Source organism: Aquidulcibacter sp. (genome assembly GCF_020253525.1).
GTDB lineage: Bacteria > Pseudomonadota > Alphaproteobacteria > Caulobacterales > Aquidulcibacteraceae > Aquidulcibacter.
On sequence record NZ_JADCBK010000004.1, the window covers coordinates 1 to 13,504 of the forward strand.

Sequence of the window (13,504 nt, forward strand, 5' to 3'; positions counted from 1 at the left end):
AGATGCTGTTGTTAAGAATTGAGTCAGGTTTTGTTACGGTTTTATAACCGTGAAAGGCAAATTTGACTCAGTTCTGTGCATACAGATCGGGCCGCCTCTCCCTGAAAAAGCCCCAAGCTGCGCGGTGTCGATCCAAAAATGTCAGGTCAACGGTGCCCAAGGCGATGCCTTCCTCTGTGCGCGAGAGATCTGCGATCAAATCTCCGCGATGGTCGGCAATAAAGGACGAGCCATAGAAATGCTGATCGTCTCCCAGGCCTTTTTCCACACCAATCCGGTTGGCCGCCACAACTGGAATGACATTGCTAACCGCATGGCCCTGCATGGCGCGCCGCCAAGGATCGCGTGTATCGAGCGTGCCATCATGGGGTTCTGACCCGATGGCAGTGGGATAAAACAAAACTTCAGCCCCCAAAAGCGTCATGGCGCGGGCTGCTTCGGGATACCATTGGTCCCAACAAATGCCGACGCCGATCTTGGCGTAGCGCGTGTTCCAAACCTTAAAGCCCGTATCACCGGGGCGAAAATAGTATTTTTCCTGATAGCCCGGACCGTCAGGGATATGACTCTTGCGATACGTGCCCAGCGCTGTGCCATCGGCGTCGAGAATGACCACGCTATTATAGTAACGCGGCCCTTCGCGCTCAAAGATTGAGACAGGAAGCACAACGCCCAACTCTGCTGCAACGGGCTGTAATTGCGTTACACAGGGATGTTCGAGGGCGGGATAGGCAGTCGCAAACCAGCGCTCGTCCTGGGTGGTGCAGAAATACGGTCCTTGGAACAATTCTGATGGCAGGATGATTTGCGCACCCTCTGCCGCCGCCTGACGGATCAGCGCGATGGTTCTATCAATATTATCTTGCAAATCAGAACCATAATGGGTCTGAAGGGCGGCTAGGTTCACAAGGCGCGACATCTCAGACTGGCTCCTGCTGGGTGATACAATGGAAACTGCCGCCACCTGTCAGGATGGCGGTACTTTGAATGCCGACAACGCGGTGGTGCGGAAAAGCTGCGGCGAGACCGCGAAGGGCCGCATCGGCTGAAGGCGTTCCATAATGTGGCATCACCACGCTGGCATTGCCGATAATAAAATTCATGTGCGAGGCTGGGATAGCCTCGCGCTCGTCATCCGTAACCAGCCCCGGCGACGGGATTTGGATTACCTCCAGCGACCGACCCGCTGCATCCTTCATGCTGCGCAAATCCGCGGCAATCTGATTGAGGACTTCCCGATTGGGGTCATCGTCGCCAAAAGGGGACATGCACATCACGCGTCCAGGGCCAACAAAGCGGGCAATATTGTCGACATGCCCATCTGTGTGATCATTGGCGAGGCCATCACCCAGCCATAACACCTTTTTCGCCCCTAAGGCTGCTCGCAAGTGAGCCTCTGCCACCGCTTCGGTCCATCCGGCATTTCGATTTGGATTGAGCAAACACTGTCTTGTGGTCAAAATGGTGCCCTCCCCATCATGATCCACGGCCCCACCCTCTAAGATGAAGTCTGCACGCTCAATGGTGGTTGCAGCCGCTTCCGCGACACGATCGCCAACGCTGTCGTCAAAGGGCAAATCATATTTGCCACCCCAACCATTGAAGGCAAACCGCAGGGCTACTGCCTTCCCATCCCGCTTGGCAAAAATAGGCCCCGTGTCGCGCAACCAAATATCGCCAAATCCACAGGCATGAATGTGCACAGGGGATGGCAAGCTTGCGCGCGCGCTGGCAATGGCTTCGTCGCCATGGGCAAGTACATGAACCACATCACCCGGGTTGCCGCTTGGCGTGCTTGCCGCTAGCGCACGGATCATCGCAGCCACTTCTGCCCGAGCGGGGACCAAATCTTCTTGCCAAAGATCTGCTGCCGAGGGCCAACATGTCCAAATCGCCTTGTGGGGGGCCCATTCGGCGGGGATGTTCAACTGGGTCAAAATACGGCTCCTCTAGGCAGCATTTCCGAGGCGGGTCACATGGCCCTGCCGCGCCAATGCCGCAAGATGGCTGTGTGTGAAACCTAGGCTTCGTTGAGCGCTGCCTTGCCGCGCTCCACGATATAACGTTTCAAGGGTTTAAAGGCTTGATCGCGTCGCCATGTGGTTGGCGTACTCATTAGACGGACATCCATCGTCTGCGGCGTCACATCAACCAGGCCATAGCCGCGCACACGATCATCTTGCCATTTCAAGTGCGGATTATCCGGGAACAGACGGTTCCAACGGTCATAATTGAACGACATCGACGTGATAGACCCGCCTACAAATTCAACTGCCACCGTGTCGCTTTCCGGCTTCGCATAATCTTGCTTGACGTCACTGGCCCAGAAACCATGCATATCGCCGCCAATAACGACGGAAGACACATCCCGGCGGCGGCGTGCCATCATGTCGATAATCTTTTGACGGGCAGGCTCAAAACCACTCCAACCATCGGTGAAGGCAGTCGGATCCCCCTGGCTATTCTTCTGGAACAAGGTGGAGAACAGCGTGGGTTGAACCAAGACCGACCATTTAAACGGCGCGCGCATGAAATTCTCAGACATGAAACGCTCTTGCCGGGCCCCTAGGATCGTCCGCGATGGGTCCTGAAGCTCTGCACACGTCGTACGGCTCACGGTCTCTGCCTCTTGCCGACCCGGCGACAAGCAAGCCCCTTTGGACCGGTATTGCCGTGTATCTAACAACGTGAAGTCGAGCAGATCACCCCAGCCACTTTGACCATAAATCCGCATACGGCTTACTGCATCAAATCGAGAACGCGCGCGCAGCGGCTGGCTCTCGAAAAAGGCTTTATAGGCGTTGTATTTGCGGATCGGAAAATCCTTGGCGGGATCTTGACCAGGCAGGACTTTGCCAAAGTCTGCCTGATAATCATTGGCGACCTCATGGTCGTCCCAGATGTATAGCCAAGGGGCCGCAGCATGGGCCGCCTGAAGGTCCGGGTCCATTTTATGGACAGCATGAATCAATCGATAGTCATTCAAGCTAAAGGCATCTTCGACTGGCATACGTCGAACAGCTGCACCATAAGAAACCTCATAAATATAATCCCCTAACGAAAGGATCACATCGGGATTCTGCTTGGCAAGGTCGCCATAGGCCGTAAACAAACCATGCTCATAATGGGCACAGGAATGCCAAGCAAAGCGCAGCTTTGCCAAGGGTGAACCAAATTCCGGGGTGGTGCGCGTGCGGCCAACAGGTGAAACGGCCAAACCAACGCGGAATCGATAGAAATAAGGGCGGTTCGGCTTCAAGCCGCCCACTTCCACATGCACACAATGCGCATTATCGGGCCGCGCCACCGCAAACTCACGCCGCACGACTTTGGTGAAGGCCTCATCCTCGGCGATTTCGCATTGAACATCAACCAAGCCATCAATGGCGTAATCAGGGTCCAAAGGTTCTGGAGCCAAGCGCGTCCAAAGCACAAAGCCATCTTGGGTCGGGTCACCGGAAGCCACCCCCATGGTGAAGGGGTCCGAAATGAATTTAGGGGTCTGCGCCATAGCCGAGCCGCGCCATGGACTGCTGATCGAAGCCGCTGCCGCTCCCATGGCCCATGCGTTCAAAAACAACCGCCGCTTTGGATCGAAGCTCATCAGACCAGACCTTGTACTTGAGAAAACAGTGTACCCTTACCCTAGTCCATGGGGGCGCAAACGCAAATGGGGCGGCCCCGTAAAGGCCGCCCCATGAACCAAACGTTACAGCACTTTGAGCTTAGAACTTTGTCTTCAAAGTGACTTGCAGCGTACGAGGTGCACCCAGCGAATAGGTTGGTGCTGCACCGGTACGGGCGACAGTTACGCCAGCCACGGTCGACACGTTGGCAATCGTCAACGCATTGTTGGTGGAGCTGATGTTGCCGTAATAGCCTTCGTCGAACAGATTGATGATGTTGAACTGAAGAACCGTGTTCTTCACACCCAATTTGTCAAAGTCATAGCTCGCATCCAAGTCGACAACGCTATAAGCAGGCGACTTTTCGTCATTGACGTCGGTCGAGAAGCGTTCGCTGACATATTTGCCCTGAACACCAAGGGTCAGGCCATCGACAACATATTGCAAACGCAGGCCATAGGTGGTGTCTGGCGTCTCAACCAGCTTCTTGCCGCCGGTTGGCAGTGAGGTGGTTGCGGACAGAGGTACGTTGTTCTTCACTTCGCTGTCGTTGAACGATGCCGAGGCGTAGGCGGTGAAGCGCTGGCCCAAGCGATAGCCCAATTCCAAGTCGAGACCGCTCAGATCAACGGCACCGACGTTACGATCCACGCTAATGCCCAAGTTCTCATCGAACGCGGACACGATCCGGTTTTCATACTTGGTATTCCACAGTGCGATCGACGCCGTCACATTGGAAGCTTGGTAGCGATAGCCCAAGTCGAAGCTCTGGGTGGTTTCTGGAACAGCGTTGTTCAGAAGGATGCCGCCGGTTGCGGCGCGCAATGGGGTGTAGAGGTTGTCGGTACGAGGTGCAGAGAAACCTTCAGCATAGCTGGCGTAAATCGAGTTGTTCTCGATGAACTCATAGCTGGCGCTGATGTTTGGCAATACAGCATCATACTTACGCGTTGCTTTGTAAGGCGCGATAAATTGGTTTGTGCCCTGCGACACGAAGGTCACATTGCCGTTGGCCAAAGTCGCACTTGGGGTTTCGGTGGTGCAAAGCACGTTGGAACTCCCGTTTTGGCTGAAGCAACGTTGATCCAACTGACGCTCAAAGAATGGTGCGCGAACACCAATGTTGAGGCGCAATTTGTCTTCGAAGAACAGGCCGTTATAGTCGATTGCGAACTGGTTCAGTTGCGCAATCGAGAAGCGGTCACGACCGCGTAGGAAGCTGCCGTCAACACCATTGACCTTTGGACCTTCACGGCCGCCAAAAACGTCCAGCGGGTTGCCTTGGGCGTCCAAGCGGGTGAACTCGCCCGTTTGACGGTGACGACCATAGTCGAACGTGTAAGCAAAGCGCAGGCGGTTGGTCTCATTAATGTCCCAAATCAAGGAAGCATTGACGCCAACGCGGTTCGTGTTGGTGTTGTTTGGCGTATAAAGACGAACGCTGTCGAGCACGTCGCCATCACCGTTCAAGTCAACACCGGCTGGGATTGCGCCAGCACCGGTCAAGACCAGACCAGCACCACGCAAGCGGCGGTCATTTTCGGCGACAACGGTTGTACCGCCACCGTTTGCCAACACGTACTGATAGGTTGGGTCAACTGTCAGGCGAAGGTTTGGTGCCAATTGGAAGTTCGAGCTACCGCGAATGTTACCCGTGTTGGATGGGTTGATGCGCAGACCGAAGAAGTTGGTGCAGCTCGATGGATTGTCTGGATTGTCGGCGCTTGCCAAGAAATTGGCATTGCTTGCTACCAAAGTAGCGCCGTCGTTCTGAGCCGTGCCGGCAACAGGAGCGACGCGGGCGCAGGTCGCCAAATTGTCGAAGTTTGGACCATAGAATGCCCACTGCGCCAAAGTACCGTTACGGTAGAAGGCGTTGCGGTTTTCATTGTAGTGGAAAGACAAGCTGACGAAATCAGTATCGTTCAGCTTTTGAAAGACACGGGCGTTGAATTGCTTCTTCTCGAGTTCGCCGGGGCCTTTGAACTTATTGTAGCTCTGGTACGAACCACCAACAAATGCGGTGGTGCCCCATGGACCGAACGCGCCGGTATCAAAGCTCAACAAGCCGCGGCCATAGCCATACGAACCAGCCGAGGCAGTTGCGCGGAAACCCATCTTCTCATCTGGACGGCGCATGCGCAGGTTGATGGTACCGCCGGTTGCCGAAGCCGAAGGGCTGTCGACATCGGTGGTGCCGGTGTTGACGGTCGTACGCGTGATATATTCAGGGTCCAACTGCTGGTTGGTGAAGATCGCGTAGTTACCGGTATCGTTCAGCGGAATACCGTCAACGGTCAAGGAGATGCGGTTGCCGTCAAAGCCGCGCAGGCGAACGTTACCACCCGACGAACCATAAGGGTCGCTGTTGGTGAAGTTCAAGCCAGGTACCAAGTTCAAGCTTTGGAAAACAGTTTGGCCGGTTGGCTGGGTTGCAATGTATTCAGCCGTAATGGTCGAGCGGGTCTTTGGGGTCTTTTCAGCTTCAATAAGACCGGCCGTTGTGCGGCTGCGCGCTGCGGTAACGATGATCAGCTCGGCTTCGGTTTGCTGCGAACCGGTGGATTGCGCCAAAGCAGGACCGCTCCAGCCAAACATGCCTAAGGAGATTGCGGCGAGCGCTACGCCCGAAGACAAGCGTGTTACGTGAGACATAGGGTACCCCTTGTGAAAGTCATTGTTGCGCATCGTAGTGGGAGGCTGCGCGTAGAGTGGGCCACCTAGCCCGCTTGAGATACGCCTCTGCGACGTTTATGTGACACTTCTATGACAGCGGCGGCTCTGAGGCGGGAACACTGGGGATATATGTGCCAAGCTGTTCACACAGTGGCAACAATGTTACACTTTGTTTAGACTTTAGGCAGCGACTGGTGATCGAGGTCGACTTTAGAGAAGCTGAATCGAAGACTGAGCTATATTGAGCGCTGGCTTAAGGTTCGCCGATTCCAAAATGAAAAAAGCGGTGGAGCCAAAGGCTCCCCCAAGTCCAACAATGAAAAAAGCGGTGAAGCCAAAGGCTCCCCAAAGTCCAATAATGAAAAAAGCGGTCGAGCCAAAGGCTCCCCAAAGTCCAATAATGAAAAAAGCGGTGGAGCCAAAGGCTCCACCGCAAGGCGATGCTCAGGGAGCGCCGGTCCAATCCAGCGCTTACGAAAAGCGCAATGAACCATTCCGGACACCAAAGCCGAGCCAAAGACCCGACTTGCCCTTACGTTAGCCTGTGGTGGGCCGTTTTGTAAATGGGTTAGGCAGCAATTGTGACACATTGCCGCTTTTTATATCTTTATTGACCCCAAACGGCGCGCAAACGGGCATCTCGGCCGCAGCCATTGCGATAATAGGCGTAGCGAAGCGGGTTTTTCTGATAATAATCTTGATGATAGCCTTCTGCGTCATAAAACGTCTTAGCTGGCAAAATCTGCACAACTATCGGCTTTTTAAAGCGCGCAAACAGTATTTCACGCGCCGCTTCGGCAGCCTTCTTCTCATCGTCATTGCCATAGAAGATTGCCGGCAAATAGGTCTCGCCTTTGTCGCAGAACTGGCCGAAAGCATCGAAAGGATCGATTTGTAGCCAATAGGTATCCAGGAGCTTTTGATAGCTAACCTTCGACGGGTCATAAGTGACTTTCACCGCCTCGAAATGGCCTGTCCCACCGCGACCGACTTGCTCATAGGTTGGGTTCGCCAAAGTGCCGCCCGTATAGCCTGAGGTGGTTGCAACCACGCCCGGGATCTCGTCAAATGGCTTTTCCATGCACCAAAAGCAGCCACCAGCAAAAATTGCCGTCGCCAAATTGCTGGGTACGGGGGCGGACGCAAGCTTGGCAGTTGGTGCGACTGTTTCAGGTTGGATCGGAGATTGTGTCCCGCAGGCGGCGAGTGCAAGGGCGGAAAAAGCAACGAGGGCGGCAAAGGGCTTCAGATGGGTCATGGTAGCCTATACGCATCGTTTGCGAGATTGGTTGCATACCTCTTTCACAGTCTCACAAAGCAAAAGGGGCGCAGCCTATGCCGCGCCCCTCAGCTTAATTTGGCAAAGCGTTAGAACTTAGTAGTTCCAGCGCAAGGTCACACCATAGGTGCGTGGCTCACCAACAAAGGCATTGATTTGGCTTGTCACCGGACGTGGGGCGAAGCCACCCAAAGCGGGTTGGTTGGTCAGAGCAGGTGCGTCGCCTTGCAGCGGCGAGTCGAAGGTGATCTGGGCGTAACGCTCATCGGTGATGTTGCGGCCCCACAATTCGACGGTCCAACGATCATCTGCCGTGCTCAATGCCAAACGGGCGTTGATCAGGGTATAGCCGGGTTGGGTCTTGCGTGGATCCAAGTTTGAACCCGTGATCGTGTCGGTGATCGTCCGGAAGTCCGTATAGGCTTTAAACGTCGCTTTGTCGGAGAAGACCGAACGCTCATAATTGAACGCCGAACCGTAGGTCCAAACAGGCGAGCTGGTCAGCTGCGCGCCGGGCAACCAGTAGAGGTTGGGGTTTTGACCCAAGAAGGTATTTGGCTGTGAAGCCGAACCCAAATTCTTGGTGTACTCGGTCAATGAGTAAGCAGCACCACCGGTGATCGACAGGCCCTCGATTGGCGTGCGCAGCACGTAGTCGAATTCAACCCCTTGCGAGACCACTTCAGGAACCGAGGTCACGACGAACGAAATACCGGTGAAGGTATTCAGCTGGAAGTTCTCAAAGGTCTGATGGAAGGCCGCAAAGTTAGCGGTCAAGGCGCGGTCAAACCACTGAGTCTTCAAACCGATTTCATACGCATCCACTGTCTCAGGCGCAAACGAGGTGTTTGGCTGACGCACGGTACGGTTACCAACGCCTGGCGAGATGATGGAGGTGACCAAATTGTTCTGCAGGTCAGAGAAAGCACGGTCAAGGTTGAAGCCACCAGCCTTATAGCCCCGCGAGTAGGAGGCATAAGAATTGATGTTTGGGGCAATCCGATAGGCAGCTGAGACGATGCCAGACCATTCTTTTTCCGACTTCTCTTGACGGTGATCCATGCCATCGAGGGCAGAACGCATCCAAGGTGCGCAGATGGCACCGACAACCGCCGACAAGGCACCCGCATTGCGGGCCGCATCTAGACCCAAGCGGTTCTCAAGCGCGGTACAGGCCGTATTGCCTTGGGTGCGATAGCTAGCTTGGAACTTCTTTTCTTCCGAGGTGTAACGCAGACCCAAAGTTACGCTGAAGTCGTCGTTGAATTGATAGATGTTGTGAGTGAACAACGCGATCGATTCGGCGTTTTGCTCATAATCGTCAAACTGACCACCACCGGGGGCCAAGGTGCCGATATTGGCTGGGGTCACACCCAAGATGGTCTGCCACGTCGAAACCACACCTGCCAATTGCGTGTTGGTTACGGTTGGGCTCAAGGGGTTCACGGCCAAAGCTGGGTTTGCCAAAGCCAAGGCAGGTCCCAAGAGACCGCCAATATAGGCTTGGTAATCATTGCCGGTGCGGAACCGTACATGGGAGTTGATGGTTTCCTTGGAATAGATGGTACCGACCAACCAATCCAATTTGCCCAGCGAGCCGGCATAACGGAATTCTTGCGTGAAGTTGTCAAACGAAGCGCCTGCGCCTTCCGACTTCAAGCTGTAGACAACGTCTGCGCCGCTATAATCAGAGTCAGCACCCGCGGTCCGCTTCCAGTTGCGTTGGGCCGTGATCGACGTCAGCTTACCAAAGCCAACATCCCAGTTCATCTCAAGGCTGATGCCCTTATCTTCGATATCTTGGTCATAGGTACGGTTTGCACTGGCCAGATAGCTGTTGAGATTGCGGGTGGTTTGAAGCGCATTAGGCGAAATCTTGTTCAAGATGTCGGTGGTCGAAGGAACACGCACGTCCTTGGTCCAAACTGCAGCAGCGCAGCAGGCTTCGGCGCGTGAAGCTTGGTCAACGATCAAGCGAGCATCAAAGGTTTCACTTGGCGTGTAGAGCAATTGGCCGCGGATCGCATAATAATTGGAATCATTCGACTCCGTACGGGCGGTACCGTTGTTCACATTCATATAACCGTCGCGAGCGCGCGCGGTGACATACAAACGGCCAGCCAACTTATCTTCGATCAGAGGACCCGTGATACCCAGACCAAGACCGCCCAAGCCGTAATTGCCGAACGTCGCATCGCCCGAAGTGCCAAACTCAAAGCTTGGCTTCTTGGTGGTGACATTGATCAGACCAGCCGACGTGTTGCGACCAAACAGAGTACCTTGTGGACCGCGCAGAACTTCGATGGCGCGAATTTCGCCCAAGTCACCAAAGGCAACGCTGTTGCGGGCGCGGAACACGCCGTCGATCACGACACCAACCGAAGATTCAAGACCGGGGTTAGAACCCTGCGTACCGACGCCGCGGATGCGGGCGGTAACCGAACCCGAGTTCTCGGAAACAGGCACCTGCAGCGATGGAGCCAATTGGGTCAGGTCGCGGATGTCTTTAACGCCAGCCGACTCGATGGCTTGGGTGCCGATCGCGGTCACGGCGACAGCGACGTTTTGCAGCGCTGTTTCACGGCGGGTCGCCGTAACGATAACTTCCTCAACGGGCCGATCATCTTGTGCAGTTGGTGCTTGTTGCTGCGCGAATGCAGGTGCGGCAAAAACAGACGTTGCGCATGCAGCCAACAGAAGACCACGGCGGCCCAATCGTTCAAAATTCATTTTTCTCTCCCAGAGAATGGTTGTTTTCAGCCTGATGTTTCAGGCCCTTTGTTTCTGCCAACCCGCAACAACGCATGACGTTGCGCAAAGTCCGCAGAGCTTACTTCGGCTATACGCATGGTTGACGTAGGGGTCGAGGGTGAAATACTGCAATCTCAAGTCACAATTGTGTGCTGTTGCCAAATCGTCACAACTTGGCGCTTCACCGAACCCTGAGGATGTTAAGCGCATGAAACTTGCTACAATTATGCACAATGGCGCACGGCGGATCGCGCAAATTGAAGGCAAGGTGGCGCAGATTTTGGCAGCCCCCGGTGATGGGCTAGGCGTGATATCGGCACTTCGCGGCCCCGCAAGCGGTCGCGCGATTGTGGAAGAAGTACCGCTGGATACGATTGAGTTCCTCGCCCCTGTGCCTAACCCCCCGCGCATCTTTGGAATTGGCCTGAACTATGCCGATCATGCAGCCGAAACAGGTCGAGAACCGCCTGCAATCCAAACCTGGTTCATGAAGCAGATCACGGCCGTGAATGCGCCCTATGGTGAGGTAGAAAAGCCCTGTGTATCCAATATGCTCGATTTCGAGGTCGAGCTTGTGGTCATCATCGGGGCAGAGGCTCGCCATGTACCGGTCGAACGCGCCCATGAAGTGATCGCGGGCTATTGTGTGGGGTGTGATTACTCGGTTCGCGATTGGCAAAAGGCCACGCCTACGATGATTATGGGCAAAGGCTTTAATACCCATGCCCCGTTCGGCCCAGTCTTGGTGACTGCCGACGAAGTCGCAGATTTGGATCAACTGCGCTTGCGGTGCTACGTCAATGGTCAGCTCATGCAGGATGGCTGTGTGGCCGACCTCATCTTCAAGGTCCCGCAGATGATTGCGCATTTGAGCACGGCCTTCACCCTGCTGCCCGGCGACATCATTTTCACCGGCACACCAGCAGGGGTCGGCATTGCCCGCACGCCGCCGGTCTATCTGTTTGCAGGCGACACAGTACGCTGCGAGATCGACGGCCTTGGCGTGATCGAGAACAAAATCATTGATGAAGTGAAGGCCACTATCATCGCGTAATCGTAATGCCTACGCGCCAGATGGGGGTAGCAGTTTCTGACAGGATTCCTGCCCCCGATATGGCCGTCGCAATCCCCGCGCCCGTGACGTTTTCGCCCGCGACAAAGAAGTCCAGATCCGGTTTTGGCGACCAAGAGGCGCGCAAATCCAAAGCCTGATAGGCCTTGAGTTTGCGGCTATTGAGGTCGTCCTCAAAGCGCGCGCCTTCACCACGCAGCGCGACCTTCAACTTTGGCCCGGCCTGAAGCGGCAGAGTGAGCCCAAGATGGCTTGCCCATGGCGCTGATTGGGCCGGACGCAAACCAGTCAGAGCGGGAAGCAATCGCCCTCCGTCGACTTCGGCATCGACCAAAGACAGGCGTATCTCGACTTCCGGCTGCATGCCGCTTCCAGCCGCTTCCCAAGTCAATCCAGCTTCTATGCCTCTGGCCTGAACTTCCCCAGCATTCAGTCGCTGACGTAGGGTGCCGCCCGCCGGCAAGAAACCGACGCGGGGCAACACACCGGGACCAATCCCAATGGTTACATTGGTGATCGGGTCCTTAAGCTTGTTCGCATAAAGGGTCAGACTGCCCGTCCAATCCCCGCCAAGCCCCTGCCAATTTGCTTGCAGGTCAACATCCAAACCTTCAAGCACTTCCGGCGCGAGATTGGCATTAGCTTCGGTCACGTCATTGCCGACCCGAAAAGGACGGTGCAGCTCGTTGAGACTGGGCGGGCGGAAGGTTCGAAACAGGCTGATGCGCGCCTGCCCGCCCATGGCAAATAGGGACATACGGCCCGTCGCAACATAGCCATCTTTGTCAGAAGGCGCTTCTGAAAGCGTCACCGCCCCCGATACCCGGTCCGCCTCCAAGCGCTTGGCGCGATCATGGGCCCAATGATCCACGCGCAGGGTTGCGTCTAAGCCTAATTGTTCGTCTGCGGACAACAAGGCACGCGGTAGATCTAAGCCAAGCCCCACCAGCCTTTGCTGGCCGCCTGCGACCCGCGTGCGGGTAAAACTGGTGCCGATAAATCGGAATAGCTCACGCGTTTCGCCTTCGCTTTGGCGCCAATCCAAGCTCCATCTTGGACTCCACCGCACCAAGGCAGGGGCATAAATCAGGGACCCACCGAGGGCTGAAGCCGGCGTTTCAAACTGATCCAGCGCGGGTGTGACGCTGGCGCGATCGGCCGATACAGAGACTGTCTGGTTGGAGAAATCGCGTGTCTGCGCAAATAGGATAAGCCGCGATTGCCCCCAATCCCCCGCCCACTTACGAGCCCCACTGATATCCGCCCCTCGCGCTGCGCTGCGGCCGCCAAGGGTTCCCGCCCCCTTTTCTTCCTCAAATCCAGAAGCCCGAAACGACCATTGACCGTTGCGGGTCGGAATTTCGCTTATCAAGGTCAAGGTAGAAGCAGTAAAGTCAGCGGGCAGATCCACGGCACCGCGCTGGTTGCGACTAACTGGGATGAGACCATCATTCGTCTCATAAGAGGCTAAAGCGGTGATGGTCCCATCGCCTGCCACCAGAGAGCCGCGCGCTGCTGCTTGGAGCGCCCCCTGCCCACCAGCTGACAGGCGGATGCGGGATGGTCCCCCACGCGCCTCAACCAGATCCAACGTGCCGGTTAGGGCAAGCGGGCCAAAGCCCGCTCCAGCTGCCCCGCGACGCACATCAACCCGCTCCAAGAACAAAGGATCATGCCGTACCCAAAAAACCCAACTGCCAAAGGGATCATTTTGGGGAACACCATCAAGGCTCACCAAAGCGCGCCCGGCCCCATTCGGCGCAATCGGCCTTAAGGACAGGCCTTGAATGGTGGCGTTTGCGGGCCCACTCGCCGTGCGCCTGAAAAGACCCACACCGGGTGCAACCCGCAACGCCTCGTCTAAACGCACCCCAGGAGATGCGTCCAAAGTGGTCTTAGTCAAACTGATCTGCGCTGGCATAGACCGATCAGTCGGGAGACGCTCTGCTCGTACGACGATCACCTCAGAATCGGGCCCAGACTCGGCCATCCGCGCACTGGCGACTGTCTCAGAGGGTAATACTGCGGCGGGGCTTGTGAGAAGGAGAAGGCTAGGCCAAGAAAACATGCAAACAAACCTAGTCTAGCTTGCTTTCAACA

The 13,504-nt window shown here is 55.7% G+C and carries 8 protein-coding genes; 1 reads left to right on the forward strand and 7 read right to left on the reverse strand.

Annotated features, from left to right (window positions below; translation table 11 throughout):
• Positions 1-67 precede the first annotated feature (67 nt).
• The 6 genes from aguB to IOB61_RS00620 all read right to left on the reverse strand — a co-directional run bounded on the left by aguB (position 68) and on the right by IOB61_RS00620 (position 10,311).
• On the reverse strand, positions 68-919 hold the full coding sequence (aguB, locus tag IOB61_RS00595) for an N-carbamoylputrescine amidase (protein WP_290810629.1): 852 nt from the start codon (positions 917-919) through the stop codon (positions 68-70).
• A 1-nt stretch (position 920) separates the two neighbouring features.
• The gene (locus IOB61_RS00600; protein ID WP_290810632.1) at positions 921-1,937 is read right to left on the reverse strand and encodes an agmatine deiminase family protein; all 1,017 of its coding nucleotides are present in this window, start codon (positions 1,935-1,937) and stop codon (positions 921-923) included.
• 83 nt (positions 1,938-2,020) lie between these two features.
• Complete coding sequence (locus IOB61_RS00605; protein WP_290810635.1) at positions 2,021-3,604, reverse strand: alkaline phosphatase D family protein; 1,584 nt, start codon at positions 3,602-3,604, stop codon at positions 2,021-2,023.
• Positions 3,605-3,725: 121 nt separating this feature from the next.
• On the reverse strand, positions 3,726-6,281 hold the full coding sequence (locus IOB61_RS00610) for a TonB-dependent receptor (RefSeq protein WP_290810638.1): 2,556 nt from the start codon (positions 6,279-6,281) through the stop codon (positions 3,726-3,728).
• Positions 6,282-6,909: 628 nt separating this feature from the next.
• Positions 6,910-7,560, reverse strand: coding sequence for a peptide-methionine (S)-S-oxide reductase MsrA (gene msrA, locus IOB61_RS00615; RefSeq protein WP_290810641.1), 651 nt, complete (start codon positions 7,558-7,560; stop codon positions 6,910-6,912).
• A 117-nt stretch (positions 7,561-7,677) separates the two neighbouring features.
• Positions 7,678-10,311, reverse strand: coding sequence for a TonB-dependent receptor (locus IOB61_RS00620; RefSeq protein ID WP_290810644.1), 2,634 nt, complete (start codon positions 10,309-10,311; stop codon positions 7,678-7,680).
• Positions 10,312-10,540: 229 nt separating this feature from the next.
• Between IOB61_RS00620 and IOB61_RS00625 the strand changes: the two genes are divergently transcribed.
• Entirely contained in the window at positions 10,541-11,386 is an 846-nt protein-coding gene (locus tag IOB61_RS00625; protein ID WP_290810647.1) for a fumarylacetoacetate hydrolase family protein, read from the forward strand.
• Here IOB61_RS00625 and IOB61_RS00630 read toward each other — a convergent pair.
• Positions 11,376-13,472: a TonB-dependent receptor gene (locus IOB61_RS00630; RefSeq protein WP_290810650.1), complete on the reverse strand. Its 2,097-nt coding sequence runs from the start codon at positions 13,470-13,472 to the stop codon at positions 11,376-11,378. The two genes, IOB61_RS00625 and IOB61_RS00630, sit on opposite strands and share 11 nt — an antisense overlap.
• Positions 13,473-13,504 lie beyond the last annotated feature (32 nt).